Below are 19322 nucleotides of genomic sequence, written 5' to 3'. Positions count from 1 at the left end.
ATGAAGCACGCTTTCCTGGCATCCACACTGGTCGCAGGGCTTGCCCTGTGTGTTTCGGCGTCCGCCACGGCGCCCGTCCCGGCACCGCTGTTGGGCCGCTGGGCAGTCGATACATCGCGACTCCCAATGGCGCCCGAGGCACGACCCAAGAGCGTGACCATTGGGTTTGCGGATGCGGGGAAGAACGCACTGACCGTTGATGTCACCATCGTCGATGCCGCTGGCGGCGTGATTCATTCGAAGAACGATACGCCGCTGGATGGCACGGCTGCTGCGGTGACCGGCAGTCCCGAGGCCGATTCGGCCGCGCTTGAGCATCCCCAGCCCAACGTGCTCGTGATGGGCCTGAGCAAGGGCGGCGTACCCGCATCCACCCGCGTGTACACCGCGGCACCCGATGGCAAGACGATGACCGAAATCGTGTCGTACTTCGACAACCAGGGCCGGCCAGCGATGCGCACGCACTACTTCACCCGCACCCCATGATCCATTGCACTCCTACAGGTCACGCAGTGGAAGGGTTTTTGGCGAGGGTGTTACGTGGCGAACGCGGCGGCGACGTGGTCCATGAAGGCGCGGACTTTGGCGGAGTGGCGGCGTTCCTGGGGGCTGACCAGGTGGATGGGCGAGAGGATCGACCAGTCGGGCAGTAGCTTCACGACATCGCCGGCGGCAATTTCTTCTTCGAAGAGCCAAGTTGGGGTGTAGCAGATGCCCATGCGGGCGAGGATCGCCGCGCGGACGACTTCGCTGCTGTCGGTTTGCAGGCTGCCCGCGACGGGCACGCGGTGCTCGGTGCCGACGGGTTCGGCGGCGCCTGGGCCGGCCACGAACCGCCAGCTGCTGCGCATGCCGGTGCCGGTGTAGACGATGCAGTTGTGCTGGGTGAGGTCTTCGGGGTGCTTCGGGGCCTTCAGGCCTTTGGGCAGGCCCCGCACGTAATGGCGGTGTGCCAGCACTTCACGCGTGGACTGGCCGATACGCCTGGCCACCAGGCTGCTATCGGCCAGTTCGCCGATGCGCACGGCTACATCGATGCCACGTTCAACCAGATCGATATAGCCATCGCTCAAACGCAGGTCGATGCGCAAGCCAGCGTGCTGCGCCAGGAAGCTCTGCACCAGCGGCATGAGCCGCAGGCGGCCAAAGCCGACCGATGAAGCAACACGCAAGGTGCCCTTCAGCGCTTGCTGGCCGCTGCCGAGAGTCGCCTCGGCTTCCGCGATATCGGCCACCAGGCGCCGGGCCTGCTCGAAGTAGCGCTCACCATCGTCGGTGAGAGCCAGCGATCGGGTCGTGCGGACAAGCAGCCTTGCTCCGAGCTCCCGCTCGAGAGCCGCCACCTGCTTGCTGATCGCGCTCTGCGTGGCGCCCTGCTCCTTGGCGACAGCCGAGAAACTGCCCGCCTCCACCACGCGAACGAAGGTTTGCATGGCTTGCAGCTTGTCCACGGCGCGACCCTATTAAGTCCACTATGGCATGAATGATATGCCTTTTCCTTGGCTAGTTGCACCTCATGGAATGGATCAAAGTTTGCCCATCGACCGATCCACCACCTAGCCACGGAGTCCACCCATGAATACCCCCGTCGTCCTGATCACTGGCGCACTCACAGGCATCGGCCGCGCGACCGCCCTAGCCTTCGCCGCCGACGGCGCCCGTCTCGTCGTGAGCGGCCGCCGTGAGGAAGTTGGCCATGCGCTCGCCGCCGAGCTTCGCGGCCTGGGTGCGGAGGCGGAGTTCGTCCGCGCCGATGTGCGCCATGAAGCCGACGTGCGTGGGCTGCTTGACCAGACCATCGCGCGTTTCGGTCGCCTCGATATCGCCATCAACAACGCTGGCACCGAAGGCCAGCTCGCCCCCGTGGCGGAACAGACCACCGACAACTACGAAAGCACGTTCTCCACCAACGTGCTCGGCACGCTGCTTTCGATGAAGCACGAGATGCGCGTCATGCAGGCGCAGGGTGCGGGCTCGATCGTCAACGTCTCTTCCATCGCAGGTCACGTCGGCATGCCGGGCGCCTCGGTCTATGTCGCCAGCAAGCACGCGGTGGAGGGCATGACCAAGTCAGTTGCTCTCGAGGGCGCCCCCGTCGGTGTACGTGTGAACGCCGTCGCCCCGGGCCCCGTCGCCACCGACATGCTGGATCGCTTCGTCGGCAATGACGAACAGGCCAAGAACGGCTTCCTCGCCACCATCCCCGCCCGCCGCGCCGCGACGGTGAACGAGATCGCCCAGACCATTCTTTTCGTCGCTGGCAGCAAGGCCCAGTACCTCACCGGCCAGGTGATCGCCGTCGATGGCGGTTACACCGCGCAGTAATCCCTTCATCCCACCATCTTTCCACGGAGTTACCCCATGTCACGCATTAACGTACCCACCCGCGACGACGTTTCCCCGGCCAACCAGGCCCTGTTCGATACCTTGAAGAAAGGGCTCGGCATGGTGCCAAACCTGTACGCCACCCTCGCGCATTCCGAGAATGCCCTGGGCAGCTACCTGGCCCTGCAGAACGCCAGAAGCAGCATCACCGGCAAGGCCCGCGAGGTCGTGAACCTCGTCGTCAGCCAGGTCAACGCGTGCGAATACTGCCTGGCCGCCCACACCATGATCGGCAAGATGAATGGCTTCACCGACGCGCAGGTGCTCGAAATCCGCGGCGGCACGGCTTCATTCGATCCGAAGCTGGATGCCCTGGCTCGGCTGGTGAAGGCGATTGCCGTGCAGCGCGGCAAGATCGACGACGCGCTGATCGAAGGCTTCTTCGCCGCCGGCTGGACCAAGGAGAACCTGGTCGACACCATCGTCACCATCGGTGACAAGACGATTACCAACTACCTGCACTCGGTGACCCAGGTGCCGGTGGATTTCCCGGCAGCACCGACGCTGTAACCGACTCGTGCAGGAGCGCGCTCGCGCGATGGGTAATTGCCAAAACAACCATCGCGCACGGGCATGGCATGACCGCACCGCGCTGCTCCGTGCAATCGAGGCCAAGCTAAAGTTGTACGGATTTCGGCGTGTCCCCGCACTCGGCTAGAGATAGCCCGCCTCCACGAACAGCTCTCTAAGGCTCGCATCAAGGTTTTCATCGCTCAGTCCCTGGCCCCTACCCGGTCCTTTCCAGTGCCAGATGATTTGCTGTGCAAGACCAGATAGCCCGCCGAATTCGTCCCGCACAATCTCACCAAGCCTGATGTTCGATATCGAGGCGTCAGCTTCGATAATACGTCTGAACAACGCACTAGGTGCCTCACCGGTGAGAATTGATTCAAGCATACCTTTCACATCTCGTTAGTCGTCCCGCCTCGTAAGTCCGTCGATTGTCAGGCGCTCATGTAACATCAGATCCGGGCTCGAGACTCGAGGAACGTCAGATACCTCTGATCATCTTTCTCGAAGATCTCTTTACCAGCCCACATGTAAGCCCTCATCAATTCATCAGCCGCAGCGTCTTCTTCGCCGGCATCGAGAAGCACCTGACCCAAGCGCAAGTGAAGGAACGGATTTCCTATCGCTCCTGGGCAGGTCATGGCAAATTCCAGTGCCTGGCGAGCTGACTTTGCCTTCCCCAGAAGGAAGCAGGCATCCCCTATAGCCGCAAGGATCCACGTCGACGCCTCCCATTCGTTCTTTGGCTCGGGAACAAGCTTCCAAGCCTTGTTGTACTCCTCTACGGCACTTTCGTACCGACCGATCGAATCCAGCTTGTCGCCGGATTCGCATAGCCGAACGATTTCATCGTAGGCATTGTCGTCCAATTCACTTTCAACCGAAGGCATATCTACGTTCCATGACGAGCACCGTGCGGACTGCACTGACGGCCACGAGCACACTGCCGATGTCACGAAGTCGGGAGGCGCCCTTAACGACCTACCCGGCGAATCGTACATCGGCTAGCTGCAGATGGTCACCGGGCAGGCAGCAGAGCCGCGGGCCGTGTCGGTCGGACACGGCCCATGACCTAACCTATTTCACCGGCAGATAATCGAACGCGCCCTTGGCGGTAACGAAGAAGATGCACTCCGTCTGCGAGATGCACTTGGTCACGTGCGGCTCGTTACCCCTCTGGTACCAGTAGGAACCGGGGGCGAGCGGGCGATCCTGCTTCGAGCCCGGCGGTTCGTTTGCCACCACGCCGGCGATGACCACGCCGTAGTACGACTGGCTATGCGTGTGGACGCCGCTGGCGGTGCCGCCGGCCATCTTGATGTAGTTGCTGTGCGCACCATTGGCGGGATCGCCCCAGCCGTTGGCGATCGTGAGGCCCTCCTTGTTCTGGTAGAACTTCAGGTCGGTGACGGGCACGACCTTGCTGGTGTCGGCGTAGAGATCGGCGTTGCTAACGGCGAAGGCGGCAGGGGTTGCGGCGACCAGGGCGGCAGCGATGGCGATGCGTTTCACTGTGTTGCTCAGATACATGGGGAAATCCTCGGGAAGGCGGTGACGTACGTGGGGGCAGGTGTCTCCGGGAGCGGAGGATTCATAAGCTAGGCCGATGGCGGCGATAGCAGAACGACGTACGGCGGAAGATGCCGTTGCGTTACGCGGAACAATCGCCTGCGTGCCGTGAAGCGTTACGAGCGGCGCAATAATGAATTCCGCCTGCCAGCGATTCTCTTAAGAGACAGCGGTCGCGATCATGTCGCTGCCTTGGTGCGCCACGCGCTTCTCCATCCCCGTCATGCGCGACCCCCCGGCGCACCAGGTACCCCACCCCATCGCCTGGTAGTAGCCCCATGAGCAAGAAAGCCATCATCGTCGTCGATATCCAGAACGACTATTTCCCCGCCGGCAAATTCCCTTTGAAGGATGTCGAGCAGGCCGCCGATAACGCGGCGCGCGTCATCGCCCACGCCCGCAAGCAGGGTGATCTCGTCGTCCACATCCGCCACGATTCACTTGAGCCGGATGCAGCCTTCTTCGTGAAGGACACGCACGGCGTGCAGATCCACGACAAGGTCGCGAACCTTCCCGACGAAACGTTGATCATCAAGCATTTCATGAACCCGTACCGCGAGACAGGACTGAAATCCTTCCTCGACAAAAACGGTGTGACGGATGTCGTGGTGGTCGGTAACATGAGCCACATGTGTATCGATGCGGTCACCCGCGCTTCCGATGATTTCGGCTTCGTGACGACGGTGGTTCACGATGCGTGCGCCACGCGCGATCTGTCGTTCGAAGGTGTCGATGTGCCGGCGAAGATGGTGCACGCCGCGTTCATGGCGGCACTGCAGTTCGGCTACGCAAACGTCGTCACCACCGATGCTTACCTGATCGCCGCCTGATTTTCGTGTTCCAGCGCTCCCGTGCCGCCGGATGATGCCGGCGGCACATCCTTCAAGGCCCCCCACCATGTCTTCCGCAACGTCACGCAACATCCTTGCCCTGATTGGCGTCTGCCTCGCCTCCCTGCTGTTCGGCCTGGAGATTTCCAGCGTGCCGGTGGTCCTTTCCAAACTGAAGGATGTGCTCGGTGCAGATTTCCGCGACCTGCAGTGGATCATGAATGCCTACACGATCGCCTGCACCACGGTGCTGATGGCGACGGGCACGCTCGCGGATCGCTTTGGCCGCAAGCGGGTGATGGCAATCACGACGATCACGTTTGGCGTGGCGTCGCTGCTTTGTGGACTGTCGTCGAGCGCAGGTGCACTAATCGCCGCGCGCTTCCTGCAGGGCCTGGCCGGTGGCGCGATGTTTACCTGTAGCGTCGCGGTGCTGTCGCATCAATTCCAGGATGGCAAGGCGCGTGGTCGTGCGTTCGTTGCGTGGAGTGTCATCTCGGGCATCGGGCTGGGCTTTGGCCCCGCGATTGGCGGGCTGATCGTGGCCCTGGCCGATTGGCAGTGGGTGTTCCTGGTCCATGTGCCGCTGGCCATGATCGCCTTGCTGTTCATTGGCGCGGGCGTGACGGAGTCGCGTGACCCGGAGGCGGGCCAGCTCGATCTGGCCGGCATCATCACGCTATCGCTGGCGGTGTTCGGCTTCTCTTACCTCATTACCCAGGACGGTGAGTTGGGCGGCGGCCTGCGCATGGCCATCGGGCTTGCCTCGCTGCTGGCGTTTGGCGCCTTCCTCTGGGCGGAGCGTGTCAGCTCCCATCCCATGTTCGATTTCTCCGTGTTCCGTATCCGGCCGTTCTCCGGCGCGATCATGGGCGGCATCGGCATGAACTTCAGCTACTGGCCGTTCATCATCTACTTGCCGATCTATTTCTCGAGCGGGCTTGGCTACGACGCGACCACCACGGGTACGTTGCTGCTCGCTTACACCATCCCGTTCATGCTGATGCCGCCCATGGCGGAGTTCATCCGTGCGCGGTTTGGCGCGCGCGTGGCTATTCCGCTTGGGTTGCTGACGCTTGGCGTGGGGTTCCTTGCCATGCGCGTGGGCGCGGGTGCCGAAGCTGCGAGTTGGAAGACGTTGCTACCCGGCACGCTTATCGCGGGCGTGGGCATTGGCTTGACCAACTCGCCGACCACGAACACCACTACCGGCTCCGTGTCGGCCGACCGTGCCGGCATGGCCTCCGGGATCGATATCAGTGCACGGCTTATCACCCTCGCTATCAACATCGCGGTGTTTGGGCTGCTGCTGGTCAAAGGTATCCATGCCTATCTCGAGGCGGCGCTGGGTACATCGATCGACGAATCGCAGTTGCGCGCCGCCGCCGAGCGGATCGCCGGCGGCGATCTATCGGCCCTGGCCAGCCATGTGACGGGCGCCACGCCTTCCACGACGCTCGCCCATGATGCGCTGGTGCATGGCTTCGGCTGGCTCATGCTTTATGGCGGCCTTGGCGCCATCGTACTGGCCATGCTTAGCTTTACGATCTTCGGATCGGGCACGGTGCGCCAGGAAGCCGCCCGGCCTTGCACTGATACGCCGTAAATTCCGAACCCGCGAGCCTTTCATGCCTAACACCACCCTCAACGCGCTATTCGCCCAGAAAGCCTTCGCCAACACGGCCCTGCTCGACAAGCTGGAAGGCTTCGTGGAAACCCACCCCGAAGAAAACGTGATGTGCCGACGCACCCTGAACCATGCGCTCGTCGTGGACCGGGTGTTCAAGGGCCACCTCACCGGTGAACCCCACGGCATGACCGCGACCAACACGCCGGAGACACCGAGCGTCGCCGAATTGCGCGAGGCGGTGGCGGGCATGGACCAGTGGTACCAGGCCTATGTCGCCAGGATCGCTCCGGAGGCCCTGGCCGAAGAGGTGGCCTTCGTGTTCACCGACGGCCAGCACGGCCGCATGACCCGCGACGAAATCCTCCACCACGTTGCCTTGCACGGCGCCTACCACCGCGGCAACGTGGGCCAGGTACTCCGCGGACTGGGCATCAAACCCAGCCCCGATACCCTGACCTCGTTCCTACACATGCGCGAGCCCGAGCGCCGCGAGGCCTCCGTGTAGGAGCACGCTTGCGCGCGACGGGTGCTCTCGGCGGACCCGGATCGCGCGCAAGCGCGCTCCTACAAGGGCCGCCGCTGGCAGGGGAAGCCGCGCCAAGACGGGGATGAGCGACCAGAGACATCGTGGCGCTTTCCGCCCGCCCCTGGAACGACGCCATGGCCACCTACGAGCCCTTTCCCTTCCCGCTCACGCTCGAGATCATCGTGCTCCCGGTGGCCGACCCGGACCGGTCCAAGGCCTTCTACAGCCAGCTCGGCTGGCGGTTGGATGCGGATTTCGCCAACGACAAAGGCTTCCGGGTTATCCAGTTCACACCCCCGCAATCGGGCTGCTCCATCCATTTCGGCGACAAGATGACCGCAGCCAAGCCGGGCTCTGTTCGTGGCTTGCACCTAGTGGCGCACGACGTGGTGGCGGTGCGTGATGAGCTGCGCCGACGCGGCATCGAAACCAGCGAGGTGTTCCACGACGCCGACGGGCTGTTCCACCACGGCGGTAACAACAACCGCGTGGATGGGCCGAATCCGGAGCGGAAGAGCTACGCGTCGTTCGTCTCGTTCAATGATCCGGACGGGAATGAATGGGTGGTTCAGGAGATCACAGGTCGGTTGTCGGGGCGGCTATGGGAATAGCCTGTGAAGCACCTTGCGTGCTCACTCTCCAGCCACCTTCGCCACAAACCCCGCCGTTAACACCACGACATCGTCCAGCTTCGTATCCATCACGAAGTGGCCGCCGTCGAGGATATGCACATCAGTATCGGGGTTATCGCGGCGGAAGGCGAGCGCACCGGGAACGGTGAACGCCTGGTCGTATCGGCCCCAGACCACGAGCGTAGGTAGCCTGTGCTGCCTGAGCCACGCCTGCCAGGCAGGGTAGCTGGCAAGGTTGTGCTGGTAGTCGAATATCAGGTCGGCCTGGATCTTCGCCTGGCCCGGTCGATTAAGATAGGCGACCTCATCCATCCACAAGTCCGGGTCGTACGCTTCAACATCCGGATCACCGCCTATGTGGCGCGCACGAGTGACCGCCACCGATTGGTGGCCGGCGATCACTTCCGCCTCGTGTGCTGAGCGATCCTTCCAGAACGCTTTACGCTTCTCCCATAACGGGCCCAGGCCCTCGCTATAGAGATTGCCATTCTGGAACACCAGGGCCGACACGGCTTGCGGTCGCGCCACCGCCATGCGCATGCCGACCGGTGCGCCATAGTCCTGCATGAACAACGTGTACTTGCTGAGCCCCACCTTGTCGGTGAACTCCACCATCACCTTCGCCAGATGATCGAACGTGTAGGCGAACGTCGCTGGATCGGGGGCGCCACTATTCCCGAACCCCGGGTAATCCGGGGCGACAAGGTGATAGCGATCGCCAAGCCGGCGCATCAGTGCGTCATACATGCGCGACGAGCTGGGTACACCGTGCAACAGCAGGATCGTCGGCTGCCTTGGATCGCCCGCCTCACGGTAAGCGATCTGTACACCTTCGATCGACACGGTCCGATAAGCCACGGGTGCAGCATGAGCGACACCGGCAAGGGCCAGAGTAGCAGCGACGACGTGTTTCATGAGGACAGCCTCGTCAGAAACTGAAGACCGTGAAGCCGTCGGCAGCGATCTGCGCGATGCTCGGCAGGCCCGATGTGCCTGGGACGCTGTTATCAGTAATCAGGTCGAAGCCAGCCTTTTCGACCTCTTCGCGCGCACCAAACACATCCGCGCAACCGCACGAGACACCGACGATCTTGTCTTCGACGGCCTTGAACAATGCGTGGATCGGATGCTTTGCATCAGCGAGGACGCCGGGCCACCGCGTGCCGGTGCCCTGGAAATAGATACCGACTTCCGCACCCTTGGTCTTGAAGTCGTAGGCGGCGGCGAGGCCGTTGAACATACGGCCGAGGGCTTCTTCGCCGGCCTTGGGATCGGAAAGGATGACAATGGCTGCTTTCATGGTGGGGATTCCTGGTGTCGGGGTTGGGATAGGTATCCGCCACGGGAGTGCAGCGGACGAGCTCATCCTAGGTATTGCGTGACACAGCAGGAACGGCGCAATGGTCAATTGATCATTGCGCCGGGCGAAACGCTCACGCCAGGTGCGGATGGCCGCGCAGGTGTTCCGCCAGGCTATCGATAAAGTGCCGGACCTTGGAGGACCCATACTTGCTCTCCCTGTGCAGGATATGCACCGGCCAGGCTGACTCCTCGTAATCGTCGAGAATGATCTTCAACTGCCCGGCCGCCAGTTCGGCACCCACCTGGTAGGAAAGCAATCGCGCGATACCCAGCCCCGAAGTCGCCGCGGCGATCGCACCATCGTTGCTGGTCACGGTCAGCCTGGGCTTCATACGCACCATGGTCGGATCCTCAACGGCGCCGAACTTCCAGTCGACCCGCGGGGAAATACCGCTCGCGGCGATAATGGTGTGGCGGAGCAGATCGGCCGGGTGCTGGGGCACGCCATGCGTGGCCAGGTACGCCGGCGAGGCGACCAGCACCCGCCTCACCTGCCCCACTCGCAAGGCCCGCAGGCTTGAGTCCGGCAGGTGGCCGATGCGTACGGCGACATCCATGCCCTCATCGACCAGGTTCACCACGCGATCGAGGAAGTAAGCCGAGACATCCACCTCGGGAAAATCCTGCAGGTACTGCACGATGCACGGCATGACGAAGGTGCGGCCGAACAGCACGGAGGCGGTAACTGACAGGTTGCCCTTCGGCGCCGCATTGACGCCCGCAGCCGCCTCGTTCGCCTCGGCGATACTGGCCAGGATGTTGCGGGTGTCATCCAGGTAGCGCCGCCCCGCCTCGGTAAGGCGCACGTTACGGGTGGTACGGGCCAGCAGCTTGACGCCCAGTTCGTCTTCCAGGGCGGCGACAGCACGGGTGACTGCGGCCGGCGAAAGATCGATACGGCGCGAGGCCGCAGCGAAGCTCTCCTCCTCGCCTACCGCCACGAAAACCTTCATCAGGTGGATCTGGTCCATGTCATTGCATCCGGCGAAATGCTGGGTGGACTTACGGGGCCATTATTTCGCGATTATTCGCCGGAAACCACTCGCCTTCAACGGGGCCGCCCGCCGCGAGACGCCCGCCAGCCACCCACCAGCCCTTCGCGCCGCGCAACAGTTAATTGCTGTCCGCCTCGTTCCCGATAGCGGCCCACTTTCGAAGAATGCATCCATCGAAACGAGGGCTGAGCCGTGAACGACAAGCACCACTTCCACGAAGGCGAACGCGAGGTACAGATCCGCGCCGGTGAGGCTGGTATCGCGGACCGCAACATAGCGGTCATGAGCGATACCGTCATCGGTGGCGCGCGTCCGTTCATCGCAAAGCAGTTCATGGTCGCCCTGGGCAGTGTCGATGCCTCGGGAAACGTCTGGGCCTCCTTGCTGTTCGGCAAGCCCGGGTTCGCCCATACCACCGACGGCAAGGCCATCGATATTGATGTACCGGCCGCCTATCGCGATACGGACGAACCGCTCTGGAACAACGTGATGACCCGCAAGGACGTCGGCATGCTGTTCATCGAGGTGGGCTCGCGCCGCCGCTACCGCGTGAATGGCACGGTGAGCCGCCTTGATGAGGCAGGCATGCAAGTCAGCATCCGCGAGGCTTATCCAAACTGCCCGAAATACATCCAACGCCGCCACCTGCGCGCCCTGGGCGAACCGAGCGCGCATGCGCAGACGGCCTCGGGCACCGTGCTTCGCGGCACCGTCGAATCGATCATTCGCGATGCGGATACGCTTTTCGTGGCCAGCCATCATCCTGAAACCGGTGCGGACGCATCGCACCGGGGTGGCGACAAGGGCTTTATCCACATCGTGGACGAGCGCACGCTGCGCATACCGGACTATCCGGGAAACAGCCTGTTCAATACGTGGGGTAACTTCTCGGTCGATCCTCACGCGGGCCTGTGCATTCCTGACTTCGCCAACGGCCGCCTGCTGCAGCTCACCGGCACCGTCGCCATGCAATGGGACCAGGACGACCAGGCCGGTGAGACCGGCGGCACGCGCCGCTACCTGCAGTTCAACGTCGAGCGCTGGATCCTTCGTGATTCGATCCCGAAGGCCGAGTGGGAATACCTCGATGCTTCTCCGTTCAATCCACCCGTGACGCGCTGAGGGCCGCCGCCATGACCTTCATGATCCGTGACGTGATCCAGCTGAACCCGCGAGTGCGCGAGTTCCGTATCGCCAGGCAGGATGGCGCGCGCCTACCGGCATGGATGCCTGGCTCACACGTCATCCTGCGTTTCAACGCCGCCGACGGTCGTTCGTTTGAAAACCACTATTCACTGGTCGGTGTTACCGGCCCGGCCGATGCATACCGCATCGCTGTGCAACGCGAAGATGGCGGCAAGGGCGGGTCCGCCTGCCTGCACGATGAGTTCGCAGCCGGCAGCGTGCTGGAAGTCCTTGGGCCATTCGACAGCTTCCCCCTGACGATTCCCGAGAGCACGCCGGCGCCACGCATCGTGCTGATCGCTGGCGGCATTGGTGTCACGCCGCTGGTATCCATGGCGCACGCCCTAGCCTGCCGCGGTGTGCCGTTCGTGATGCACCACCTTGCCAGGAACGCAGAACAGGCCACCCTGACCGACGAACTGTGTGGCATCGCGGGCGACGCCATGCATACGCACTATTCCGAACGCGCCGGCCGAGTGGACTTCGTTCGGCTGCTCGGTGCGTACGAGCCCGGGGCGCAGGCGTATGTGTGTGGACCTTCGGGCCTGATCCAGGCACTTGCCCAGGCCGCCGAGGCACAAGGCTGGCCAGCCGATGCCCTGCACGTGGAAAGTTTCGGTGCACGCGCCCAGCCGGGCGACGCGCCGCTGACGGTCGAACTCGCCCTGTCCGAACTGACCGTCGAAGTTCAACCCGGCACGTCGATCCTGGATGCCTTGATCGCCGCGGACGTGTTCGTGTCGTGGGAATGCAAGCGCGGCGAATGTGGGAACTGCTTCACCCAGGTGCTCGACGGCGAGCCGCTCCATCGTGATGTGTGCCTGACCCCAGCCATGCGGTCGCAAGGCATGTGCACGTGCGTGTCGTGGGCCCAGCCGGGCCGCCTGGTACTCGAACTGTAAGCGTCAGCCCAACCTCATCATCCAAATACCGGAGAACCGCCATGACCACCCAAACCAAACCCATCGTCGTTTCCTACCGCAGCGAACAGATCGACGGCCTGAAGATCGCCTACCGCGAAGCCGGCCCCGCCGATGCACCGGTCGTGCTGCTGCTCCACGGCTTCCCGACCTCCTCGCACATGTTCCGCAACCTCATCCCGTATCTGGCCAACCGCTACCGCGTGATCGCCCCGGATTACCCCGGCTACGGCGAGAGCGACGCACCGGACGTGAAGGATTATCACTACAGCTTCGAGAACTTCGGCAACCTGGTGCGCACGCTGCTCGAGCGCCTGAAGGTCGACAAATACGCCATGTATGTCATGGATTACGGCGCGCCGGTCGGCTGGCAGCTGTTCCTGAGGAACCCGGAGAAGACCACCGCGCTGATCATCCAGAACGGCAACGCGTACGAGGAGGGCCTGAAGGCGTTCTGGGACCCGATCAAGGTGTATTGGGCCGATGGCGCCGCCAAGAGCCGCGATGCGCTGCGCTGGCTGGTGAAGCTGGAGACCACGATCTTCCAGTACACCGATGGCGTGGACGACAAGACCCGCATCTCGCCGGATAACTGGGTGCACGACCAGTTCCTGCTCGATCGCCCGGGCAACGAGGATGTGCAGATGGACGTGATGTACGACTACCGCAAGAACGTCCCGCTCTACCCGGAAGTGCAGCGCCTGTTCCGCGAACACCAGCCGCCCACCCTCATCACCTGGGGCGAACGCGACACCATCTTCCCCGCCGACGGCGCCCACCCTTACAAGCGCGACCTGAAGGACCTGGAGTTCCACTTGTTCCCGACCGGGCACTTCGCCCTGGAGGACAAGGGTGACGAGATCATGCCGCTGATCGGCGATTTCCTGGACCGGAAGATCGGCAAGCAAGCCTGAGGCGGCTCGCACACCGGCGATTGCCCGTACATCGCCGGTTGCCCGCACGTCGCCGGTGCCCGCACATCACCGATTGTAGGAGCGCACCCTGTGCGCGACAGTCTTTCGCCATACCGCTACAGGACCTGTTGTGGGGTCGCGAAAAGATGTCGCGCACAGGGTGCACTCCTACGCGGACGGTTCGCCGTATCGCGGGGCCAGGGCGTCCGCTTCGGCGGTGTTTTGGCTGAATTGGATACACTGATACTTATCCTGCCAGCCCTGTTTGGCCGTGAAATGGTCCCTACCAAATCACCCAGAGGGCACCCCCATGGTCACCACGGTTGCAGGCATTGTTGTTCCGGATAGCGCCCTGGCGCGCGAGATCACCCAGCTGGTCCGCGATACCGAGAGCGATCTGCTGTACCACCACTCGCGCCGCGTGTTCTTCTTTGGCGCCCTCAGCGGCAAGGCCAAGGGCCTGAAGTTCGATCCCGAGCTGCTGTACGCCGGCGCGATGTTCCACGACATGGGCCTGGTGCCCGAGTACTCGAGCAAGACCGAGCGCTTTGAAGTCGATGGCGCCAACGTCGCCCGCGACTTCCTGCTCGCCCGCGGTATCAGCCCGGAACAGGTCGATACGGTATGGGCCTCCATCGCCCTGCACACCACGCCGGGCATCCCGCAGCACATGAAGCCGGAGATCGCACTAGTCACCGCTGGTGTGGAGATGGACGTGCTTGGCCTGGGCTTCGAGACCGTGCACACGCACGATCGTGAACTTGTCGCCGAAGCCCACCCGCGCGGCCCCGCGTTCAAGCACGGGATCATCGATGCGTTCTACAACGGTGTGCGCAACAAGCCGGAGACCACCTTCGGCAACGTCAAGGCTGATGTCATGGCGCACAAGGAGCCACATTTCCACCGCGGCGACTTTGTCCACTGCATCCTCGGCAACGGTTGGCCGACCTGAGCGGTTGCGAGAACGAAAGGGCAATCCATAGTTACAAGCTATCGGCGCGAAAAGAACTTTGAATTTCACATCGTGCCGTTAGCTCCCTAACGTGATGCGACCCGGGCTTACCCACCTCTCTTTCTAGGAAAACCCATGAGCAAGCTCACGACCGTCTTTGGCGCGCCGGTGCCGGACGATGACAACACCATGACCGCGGGCCCGCGCGGCCCCGCCCTTCTGCAGGATGTGTGGTTCCTGGAGAAGCTGGCCCACTTCGACCGCGAGGTGATCCCCGAGCGCCGCATGCATGCCAAAGGCGCGGGCGCGTTCGGCACCTTTACCGTCACCCACGACATCACCCGCTACACCCGGGCGAAGATCTTCTCCGAAGTGGGCAAGAAAACCGAGATGATGGCCCGCTTCTCCACGGTGGCCGGTGAGCGCGGCGCGGCGGATGCCGAGCGCGATATCCGCGGCTTCGCGCTGAAGTTCTACACCGAGGAAGGCAACTGGGACCTGGTGGGCAACAACACGCCGGTGTTCTTCATCCGCGATCCGCTGAAGTTCCCGGACCTGAATCACGCGATCAAGCGCGACCCGCGCACGGGCCTGCGTTCGGCCGACAACAACTGGGATTACTGGACCAACCTGCCGGAGGCCCTTCACCAGGTCACGATCGTGATGAGCGAGCGCGGCATCCCGCGCACGTTCCGGCATATGCATGGGTTCGGCAGCCACACCTACAGCTTCATCAACGCCAACAACGAGCGGTTCTGGGTGAAGTTCACCTTCAAGACCCAGCAGGGCATCCAGAACTTCAGCGACGAAGAAGCCGCCCAGGCGATCGCGGGCGACCGCGAAACGCACCAGCGCGATCTCTTCAACGCGATCGAAGGCGGCGATTTCCCGCGCTGGACGCTATACGTGCAGATCATGCCAGAAGCCGATGCCGGCAAGACCCCGTACAACCCGTTCGACCTGACCAAGGTATGGCCGCACGCGGATTACCCGCTGATCGAAGTGGGCGTGATGGAGCTCAACCGGAACCCGGAGAACTTCTTCCAGGATATCGAGCAGGCTGCTTTCTCCCCGGCGGTGATCGTGCCGGGCATCAGCTTCTCGCCTGACAAGATGCTACAGGGCCGCTTGTTCTCGTACGGTGACACCCAGCGCTACCGCCTGGGCGTGAACTACGCACAGATCCCGGTGAATGCGCCGAAGTGCCCGGTGCACAGCTACCACCGCGATGGCGCCATGCGCCTGGATTCCTCGCGCAGCGATACCACCAGCTATGCGCCGAACAGCCGCGGCGCCCTGCAGCCGCAGCCGGACTACAGCGAGCCGCCGCTGGCCGTGGATGGCGCCGCTGCGCGCTGGAACCATCGTGAGGACACGGATTACTTCTCGCAGCCGCGGAAGTTGTTCGAGATGATGTCGCCGGCGCAGCGCAAGGTGCTGTTCGAGAACACCGCGCGGGCGATCAAGGGTGCCTCGGCGCCGGTGGTGCAGCGGCATATCGATAACTGCACGGCGTGCCATGCGGAGTATGGCGCGGGGGTGGCGGACGCGATTCAGCGTCTCGGATAAGAGATGTCGCCCACAGGGTGGGCTCCTACAGCGTCACGGCGCCTTGTAGGAGCTCACCCTGTGAGCGACGCTCTTCGCGCAGCCCCTCAAGGCACCGGCTCCAACCTCCCCGTGTACTCCGGCAGCCGCACTTCCACATCCGGCTTCACCTGCAGCCCTTCGTCCATCAATACCTTAATGTTCTTCTGCGCTGCAGGCCGTTTCACGGACTCGATGAACGCATCCCAGCCCTGCCCGATCTCCTGATCCGGCGGCAGGCTGTTCTCGTTTACCAGCTTCTTGATATCCGCGATGGATTGCTTGTCGAACCGCGCAATGCGCCGGGCGAGCTTGTCGACGAAGCCATCCAGCTGGGCATCGGGGAACGAACGATTGACGTAACCATAGCGCTCGGCCAGGTCGCCGTTGATGTCATCGCCGGTGAGCAGCACTTCCAGCGCGCGCCCCCGCCCCATCATGCGCGGTAGCCGTGCCATGGGCCCGCCGCCCGGTACCAGGGCCGCACCGATCTCCCACTGCGAGAACAGCGCCTTCTCCCGACTGGCGAAGCGCATATCGCTGGCCAGCGATAACTCGCTGCCGACACCCGTGGCACGCCCGCGAACCTTCACGATGGACACGACGGGCGCCTTGCTCAGGCGGATCAACATGTCAGGCACCGGCGGCAGCCCCGTTGGCCCGTTCTTCAAGCCCGTCGTATCGGTCAGCGGCGGCACGAAGTCATAGTGAGTGAGGAAGAACCCCGGCACGTCGCTCTCGAATACCACGACGCGCACCTTCGGATCCGTCTCCAGCTGGGTAATCACCGCATTGAACTGCGGGACGGTTTCCGGCCCGAAGATGTTGAACGGCGGGTGGTCCAGAATGACTCGCCAGTATTCGGGCGTGACCTTCACCAGCTTGATTTCGTCCTTGGAGGGCTGGTTTCCCTTGGGGGCATCCGGCGCCTTGGCGGCGAATGCTGGCGTAGCGAAGACAGAGCCAGCGGCAAAAAGCGCCGCGGCCAGCAGGCATGGCTTCATGATGGATCCCTCGGTCGGTTCGGTTACTTGAGGCCGTCAGGGTGTTCTTTGCGGAACTCCAGGGCGGGCAGGCCACCCCATCCCCAGTTTTCCAGGGGCACTTCCTGGATCACGACGAAGGTGGAGACCAGCGGCTTGTTGAGAACACGCAGCAGCAGCTCACTGGCGCCCTTGATCAACTCCGCCTTCTCTTCATCGGTCACGTGTTTACGCCCCGGCCCCGAGCCTTCGCGCGTGATCTGGATGGTGACGATCGGCATGGCATCACTTCCTTCGGTGATTAGTGGCCGGCGCTCTGCCCGCCATCCACATGGAGGATTTCCCCGGTGACAAACTGGGCGCCATCGAGGTAGAGCACGGCATCGACCACATCCTTGATCTCGCCCATCCGGTGTACCGGGTGGAGGCCTGCGAGTGCTTCCCACGTGTCCGGGGAATGCATGGGCGTCCTGATCACACCCGGCGATACCGCGTTGGCGCGGATCCCACGCTTCGCGTACTCAATGGCAAGCGACTTGGTCGCCGCAGCGATGCCGCCCTTGGTCAACGAGGCCAGCACCGAAGGAATGCCATCCACGGCGTGGTCTACCAGCGTGGTCGTGATGTTCACGATGTGCCCCGAGCCCTGGGCCAGCATCTGCCGAACGGCGGCCTGGGTGATGTGGAAGAAACCACTGACGTTCACCGAGAGCACGCTGTTGTAGTCATCCACCGTGTATTCCACGAACGGCTTCGCGACAAAAATGCCCGCGTTGTTCACGAGTGTGTCGATGCGGCCGAACCGGCCAAGGCCTTCGCTGATGACACGTTCGGCCACGTCGCGATCACCGATGTCGCCCGCCACCGAATGAATTTCCGGATCATCCGACGGCGGCATGGAACGCGAGTTCGCGATGACCTGGTAGCCCTGCTGCCGGAATGCCGCCACCAGGCCGGCCCCTATGCCCTGTGATGCGCCCGTAACGATAGCGACCCTGCGGGTTACGCTCATGCTTGTCACTCCATCGTGCCGAAGAGGCAGCCGCGCGCTCCCGCGCGCCCGATTTAACAGGGCGCGCCGAGCGAAGGACGGCTGGAAACATGACTACACCCGTCAACGGGTTCGTTGGATTTCGCGCCGGATTCCGTGAGCGTCCGGTTAAGTACGCGCTAAAGATTCGCTGCGCGAAGAACGCGAAGGCAGGCCAGTGCAAGCCACGGAAATTTCATGGGTGCATGCTCCTTCGCCATGGCAGCTTTCCGTCACGCAGGAGCCCGTCATGCCCGTCGATACTGATCCGCTACGCCGCCGCTTTCTTGCCATGGCTGGCACATCCCTCGCAGCGGCAGCCCTGGGGCAGCGTGTGGTGGCGACCTCCTCGTCCGTGCTCGCTGCTACCAGTGCGGCCGATAAAGGAAAAGGCGATCCCGCGAAGTTCGGGCCGGTGAAGCAGATCCACGCCGGTGTACTTGATGTCGGTTACGTGGATATGGGTAAGGCCAGGCATCCCGCGGTCCTGCTCCTGCATGGCTGGCCCTACGACATCTACGCCTTCGCTGAGGTAGCACCCGCGCTCGTGGCAAAAGGTTATCGCGTGATCGCGCCGTTCCTGCGCGGCTACGGCAGCACGCGGTTCCTTGAAGAAGGCACCATGCGCAATGGCCAGCCTTCCGCCATCGCGGTCGACGCCATCGCCCTGCTCGATGCCTTGAAGATCAAGAAGGCCATTGTCGCTGGCTTCGACTGGGGCGCTCGCACCGCCGATATCATGGCTGTGCTATGGCCCGAACGCTGCAAGGCGCTGGTCTCGGTGAGCGGCTACCTCATCGGCAGCCAGGAGGCCGGCAGGAAGCCCTTGCCGCCGAAAGCGGAACTACAATGGTGGTATCAGTTCTATTTCGCCACCGAGCGCGGCAAGCTCGGCTACGAGCAGAACCGGCACGATTTCAACAAGCTGATCTGGCAACTGGCCTCGCCCAAGTGGCAGTTCGACGACGCGACCTATGACCGCACTGCCGCCGCGTTCGATAACCCGGACCATGTCGCCATCACGATCCACAACTACCGTTGGCGCATGGGGCTGGCAGAGGGTGAGGCCAAGTACGACGAGTACGAGAAGAAGCTTGCCACCGGGCCGACGATCGGGATTCCTACGATCACGATGGAAGGCGATGCCAACGGCGCGCCGCATCCCGATCCTTCTGCCTATAAGTCAAAATTCACGGGCAAGTACGAGCACCGGAATGTGGAAGGGGGCATCGGGCATAACCTGCCGCAGGAGGCGCCGGATGCGTTTGTGAAGGCGATCGTTGATGTCGATAAGGCCTGAGGTAGGACAGCA

The 19322-nt window shown here is 63.0% G+C and carries 23 protein-coding genes; 13 read left to right on the top strand and 10 right to left on the bottom strand.

The annotated features are described in order from the left end of the window. Entirely contained in the window at positions 1–486 is a 486-nt protein-coding gene (locus L2Y97_RS10325; protein WP_247436361.1) for a hypothetical protein, read from the top strand. A gap of 50 nt (positions 487–536) precedes the next feature. Here L2Y97_RS10325 and L2Y97_RS10320 read toward each other — a convergent pair whose 3' ends face one another. Continuing rightward, complete coding sequence (locus L2Y97_RS10320; protein ID WP_247436359.1) at positions 537–1451, bottom strand: LysR family transcriptional regulator; 915 nt, start codon at positions 1449–1451, stop codon at positions 537–539. Positions 1452–1575: 124 nt separating this feature from the next. Between L2Y97_RS10320 and L2Y97_RS10315 the strand changes: the two genes are divergently transcribed. Both L2Y97_RS10315 and L2Y97_RS10310 read left to right on the top strand, forming a co-directional pair. Then, positions 1576–2325 carry an SDR family NAD(P)-dependent oxidoreductase gene (locus L2Y97_RS10315; RefSeq protein ID WP_247436356.1) on the top strand — a complete coding sequence of 250 codons (750 nt, stop codon included), beginning with the start codon at positions 1576–1578 and terminating at the stop codon, positions 2323–2325. A gap of 36 nt (positions 2326–2361) precedes the next feature. Beyond that, a complete protein-coding gene (locus L2Y97_RS10310; protein ID WP_247436354.1) occupies positions 2362–2895 on the top strand; it encodes a carboxymuconolactone decarboxylase family protein in 534 nt (177 codons plus the stop codon). Between the two features lie 144 nt (positions 2896–3039). Here L2Y97_RS10310 and L2Y97_RS10305 read toward each other — a convergent pair whose 3' ends face one another. The 3 genes from L2Y97_RS10305 to L2Y97_RS10295 form a co-directional block, all read right to left on the bottom strand. Beyond that, positions 3040–3282: a hypothetical protein gene (locus L2Y97_RS10305; RefSeq protein ID WP_247436352.1), complete on the bottom strand. Its 243-nt coding sequence runs from the start codon at positions 3280–3282 to the stop codon at positions 3040–3042. A 65-nt stretch (positions 3283–3347) separates the two neighbouring features. After that, a complete protein-coding gene (locus tag L2Y97_RS10300; protein ID WP_247436350.1) occupies positions 3348–3785 on the bottom strand; it encodes a tetratricopeptide repeat protein in 438 nt (145 codons plus the stop codon). Positions 3786–3972: 187 nt separating this feature from the next. Then, positions 3973–4425 carry a DUF4437 domain-containing protein gene (locus L2Y97_RS10295; protein WP_247436349.1) on the bottom strand — a complete coding sequence of 151 codons (453 nt, stop codon included), beginning with the start codon at positions 4423–4425 and terminating at the stop codon, positions 3973–3975. A 317-nt stretch (positions 4426–4742) separates the two neighbouring features. On the opposite strand from L2Y97_RS10295, the gene L2Y97_RS10290 reads away from it, so the two are divergent. The 4 genes from L2Y97_RS10290 to L2Y97_RS10275 all read left to right on the top strand — a co-directional run bounded on the left by L2Y97_RS10290 (position 4743) and on the right by L2Y97_RS10275 (position 8061). After that, complete coding sequence (locus L2Y97_RS10290) at positions 4743–5294, top strand: cysteine hydrolase family protein (protein ID WP_247436347.1); 552 nt, start codon at positions 4743–4745, stop codon at positions 5292–5294. Between the two features lie 67 nt (positions 5295–5361). Then, positions 5362–6900, top strand: a complete 1539-nt coding sequence (locus L2Y97_RS10285; RefSeq protein ID WP_247436345.1) for an MFS transporter — start codon at positions 5362–5364, stop codon at positions 6898–6900. Positions 6901–6922: 22 nt separating this feature from the next. After that, positions 6923–7429, top strand: coding sequence for a DinB family protein (locus L2Y97_RS10280; RefSeq protein ID WP_247436343.1), 507 nt, complete (start codon positions 6923–6925; stop codon positions 7427–7429). A gap of 155 nt (positions 7430–7584) precedes the next feature. Continuing rightward, positions 7585–8061, top strand: a complete 477-nt coding sequence (locus L2Y97_RS10275) for a VOC family protein (RefSeq protein ID WP_247436341.1) — start codon at positions 7585–7587, stop codon at positions 8059–8061. A 21-nt stretch (positions 8062–8082) separates the two neighbouring features. Here the strand turns inward: L2Y97_RS10275 and L2Y97_RS10270 are convergent, their stop codons facing one another. The 3 genes from L2Y97_RS10270 to L2Y97_RS10260 all read right to left on the bottom strand — a co-directional run bounded on the left by L2Y97_RS10270 (position 8083) and on the right by L2Y97_RS10260 (position 10415). Then, the gene (locus L2Y97_RS10270) at positions 8083–8997 is read right to left on the bottom strand and encodes an alpha/beta fold hydrolase (protein WP_247436339.1); all 915 of its coding nucleotides are present in this window, start codon (positions 8995–8997) and stop codon (positions 8083–8085) included. 13 nt (positions 8998–9010) lie between these two features. Further along, a complete protein-coding gene (locus tag L2Y97_RS10265) occupies positions 9011–9382 on the bottom strand; it encodes a DsrE family protein (protein ID WP_247436337.1) in 372 nt (123 codons plus the stop codon). Between the two features lie 133 nt (positions 9383–9515). Then, entirely contained in the window at positions 9516–10415 is a 900-nt protein-coding gene (locus L2Y97_RS10260; RefSeq protein WP_247436336.1) for a LysR family transcriptional regulator, read from the bottom strand. 216 nt (positions 10416–10631) lie between these two features. Between L2Y97_RS10260 and L2Y97_RS10255 the strand changes: the two genes are divergently transcribed. The 5 genes from L2Y97_RS10255 to L2Y97_RS10235 all read left to right on the top strand — a co-directional run bounded on the left by L2Y97_RS10255 (position 10632) and on the right by L2Y97_RS10235 (position 15979). Then, complete coding sequence (locus tag L2Y97_RS10255) at positions 10632–11561, top strand: PNPOx family protein (protein ID WP_247436334.1); 930 nt, start codon at positions 10632–10634, stop codon at positions 11559–11561. A gap of 11 nt (positions 11562–11572) precedes the next feature. Further along, a complete protein-coding gene (locus L2Y97_RS10250; RefSeq protein ID WP_247436332.1) occupies positions 11573–12526 on the top strand; it encodes a PDR/VanB family oxidoreductase in 954 nt (317 codons plus the stop codon). A gap of 41 nt (positions 12527–12567) precedes the next feature. Beyond that, positions 12568–13458 (top strand): alpha/beta fold hydrolase, encoded by an 891-nt coding sequence (locus L2Y97_RS10245; protein WP_247436330.1) that lies wholly within the window; start codon positions 12568–12570, stop codon positions 13456–13458. A gap of 310 nt (positions 13459–13768) precedes the next feature. Beyond that, positions 13769–14410 (top strand): HD domain-containing protein, encoded by a 642-nt coding sequence (locus L2Y97_RS10240; protein WP_247436328.1) that lies wholly within the window; start codon positions 13769–13771, stop codon positions 14408–14410. A 135-nt stretch (positions 14411–14545) separates the two neighbouring features. Then, on the top strand, positions 14546–15979 hold the full coding sequence (locus L2Y97_RS10235) for a catalase (protein ID WP_247436326.1): 1434 nt from the start codon (positions 14546–14548) through the stop codon (positions 15977–15979). Positions 15980–16065: 86 nt separating this feature from the next. On the opposite strand, the gene L2Y97_RS10230 is transcribed toward L2Y97_RS10235, so the two are convergent. From L2Y97_RS10230 to L2Y97_RS10220, 3 genes are read right to left on the bottom strand one after another with little or no spacing between them, the layout of a single operon-like run. Beyond that, positions 16066–17001 carry an enoyl-CoA hydratase/isomerase family protein gene (locus tag L2Y97_RS10230; protein ID WP_247436324.1) on the bottom strand — a complete coding sequence of 312 codons (936 nt, stop codon included), beginning with the start codon at positions 16999–17001 and terminating at the stop codon, positions 16066–16068. 23 nt (positions 17002–17024) lie between these two features. Then, the gene (locus L2Y97_RS10225; RefSeq protein ID WP_247436323.1) at positions 17025–17261 is read right to left on the bottom strand and encodes a tautomerase family protein; all 237 of its coding nucleotides are present in this window, start codon (positions 17259–17261) and stop codon (positions 17025–17027) included. Positions 17262–17281: 20 nt separating this feature from the next. Next, complete coding sequence (locus tag L2Y97_RS10220) at positions 17282–17992, bottom strand: SDR family NAD(P)-dependent oxidoreductase (protein WP_247436321.1); 711 nt, start codon at positions 17990–17992, stop codon at positions 17282–17284. A 268-nt stretch (positions 17993–18260) separates the two neighbouring features. On the opposite strand from L2Y97_RS10220, the gene L2Y97_RS10215 reads away from it, so the two are divergent. Next, complete coding sequence (locus L2Y97_RS10215) at positions 18261–19310, top strand: alpha/beta fold hydrolase (protein WP_247436319.1); 1050 nt, start codon at positions 18261–18263, stop codon at positions 19308–19310. Positions 19311–19322 lie beyond the last annotated feature (12 nt).

The organism is Luteibacter aegosomatissinici (assembly GCF_023078495.1).
In the GTDB taxonomy this organism is placed as follows: domain Bacteria; phylum Pseudomonadota; class Gammaproteobacteria; order Xanthomonadales; family Rhodanobacteraceae; genus Luteibacter; species Luteibacter aegosomatissinici.
This window is presented reverse-complemented; position numbering and strand designations above follow the sequence as displayed.

What these genes read in the sequence shown, in the direction of transcription:
- L2Y97_RS10325 (WP_247436361.1), top strand. Translation starts at nt 1, where the DNA reads ATGAAGCACGCTTTCCTGGCATCCACACTGGTCGCAGGGCTTGCCCTG.
- L2Y97_RS10315 (WP_247436356.1), top strand. Translation starts at nt 1,576, where the DNA reads ATGAATACCCCCGTCGTCCTGATCACTGGCGCACTCACAGGCATCGGC.
- L2Y97_RS10310 (WP_247436354.1), top strand. Translation starts at nt 2,362, where the DNA reads ATGTCACGCATTAACGTACCCACCCGCGACGACGTTTCCCCGGCCAAC.
- L2Y97_RS10305 (WP_247436352.1), bottom strand. Translation starts at nt 3,282, where the DNA reads ATGCTTGAATCAATTCTCACCGGTGAGGCACCTAGTGCGTTGTTCAGA.
- L2Y97_RS10300 (WP_247436350.1), bottom strand. Translation starts at nt 3,785, where the DNA reads ATGCCTTCGGTTGAAAGTGAATTGGACGACAATGCCTACGATGAAATC.
- L2Y97_RS10295 (WP_247436349.1), bottom strand. Translation starts at nt 4,425, where the DNA reads ATGTATCTGAGCAACACAGTGAAACGCATCGCCATCGCTGCCGCCCTG.
- L2Y97_RS10290 (WP_247436347.1), top strand. Translation starts at nt 4,743, where the DNA reads ATGAGCAAGAAAGCCATCATCGTCGTCGATATCCAGAACGACTATTTC.
- L2Y97_RS10285 (WP_247436345.1), top strand. Translation starts at nt 5,362, where the DNA reads ATGTCTTCCGCAACGTCACGCAACATCCTTGCCCTGATTGGCGTCTGC.
- L2Y97_RS10280 (WP_247436343.1), top strand. Translation starts at nt 6,923, where the DNA reads ATGCCTAACACCACCCTCAACGCGCTATTCGCCCAGAAAGCCTTCGCC.
- L2Y97_RS10275 (WP_247436341.1), top strand. Translation starts at nt 7,585, where the DNA reads ATGGCCACCTACGAGCCCTTTCCCTTCCCGCTCACGCTCGAGATCATC.
- L2Y97_RS10270 (WP_247436339.1), bottom strand. Translation starts at nt 8,997, where the DNA reads ATGAAACACGTCGTCGCTGCTACTCTGGCCCTTGCCGGTGTCGCTCAT.
- L2Y97_RS10265 (WP_247436337.1), bottom strand. Translation starts at nt 9,382, where the DNA reads ATGAAAGCAGCCATTGTCATCCTTTCCGATCCCAAGGCCGGCGAAGAA.
- L2Y97_RS10260 (WP_247436336.1), bottom strand. Translation starts at nt 10,415, where the DNA reads ATGGACCAGATCCACCTGATGAAGGTTTTCGTGGCGGTAGGCGAGGAG.
- L2Y97_RS10250 (WP_247436332.1), top strand. Translation starts at nt 11,573, where the DNA reads ATGACCTTCATGATCCGTGACGTGATCCAGCTGAACCCGCGAGTGCGC.
- L2Y97_RS10245 (WP_247436330.1), top strand. Translation starts at nt 12,568, where the DNA reads ATGACCACCCAAACCAAACCCATCGTCGTTTCCTACCGCAGCGAACAG.
- L2Y97_RS10240 (WP_247436328.1), top strand. Translation starts at nt 13,769, where the DNA reads ATGGTCACCACGGTTGCAGGCATTGTTGTTCCGGATAGCGCCCTGGCG.
- L2Y97_RS10235 (WP_247436326.1), top strand. Translation starts at nt 14,546, where the DNA reads ATGAGCAAGCTCACGACCGTCTTTGGCGCGCCGGTGCCGGACGATGAC.
- L2Y97_RS10230 (WP_247436324.1), bottom strand. Translation starts at nt 17,001, where the DNA reads ATGAAGCCATGCCTGCTGGCCGCGGCGCTTTTTGCCGCTGGCTCTGTC.
- L2Y97_RS10225 (WP_247436323.1), bottom strand. Translation starts at nt 17,261, where the DNA reads ATGCCGATCGTCACCATCCAGATCACGCGCGAAGGCTCGGGGCCGGGG.
- L2Y97_RS10220 (WP_247436321.1), bottom strand. Translation starts at nt 17,992, where the DNA reads ATGAGCGTAACCCGCAGGGTCGCTATCGTTACGGGCGCATCACAGGGC.
- L2Y97_RS10215 (WP_247436319.1), top strand. Translation starts at nt 18,261, where the DNA reads ATGCCCGTCGATACTGATCCGCTACGCCGCCGCTTTCTTGCCATGGCT.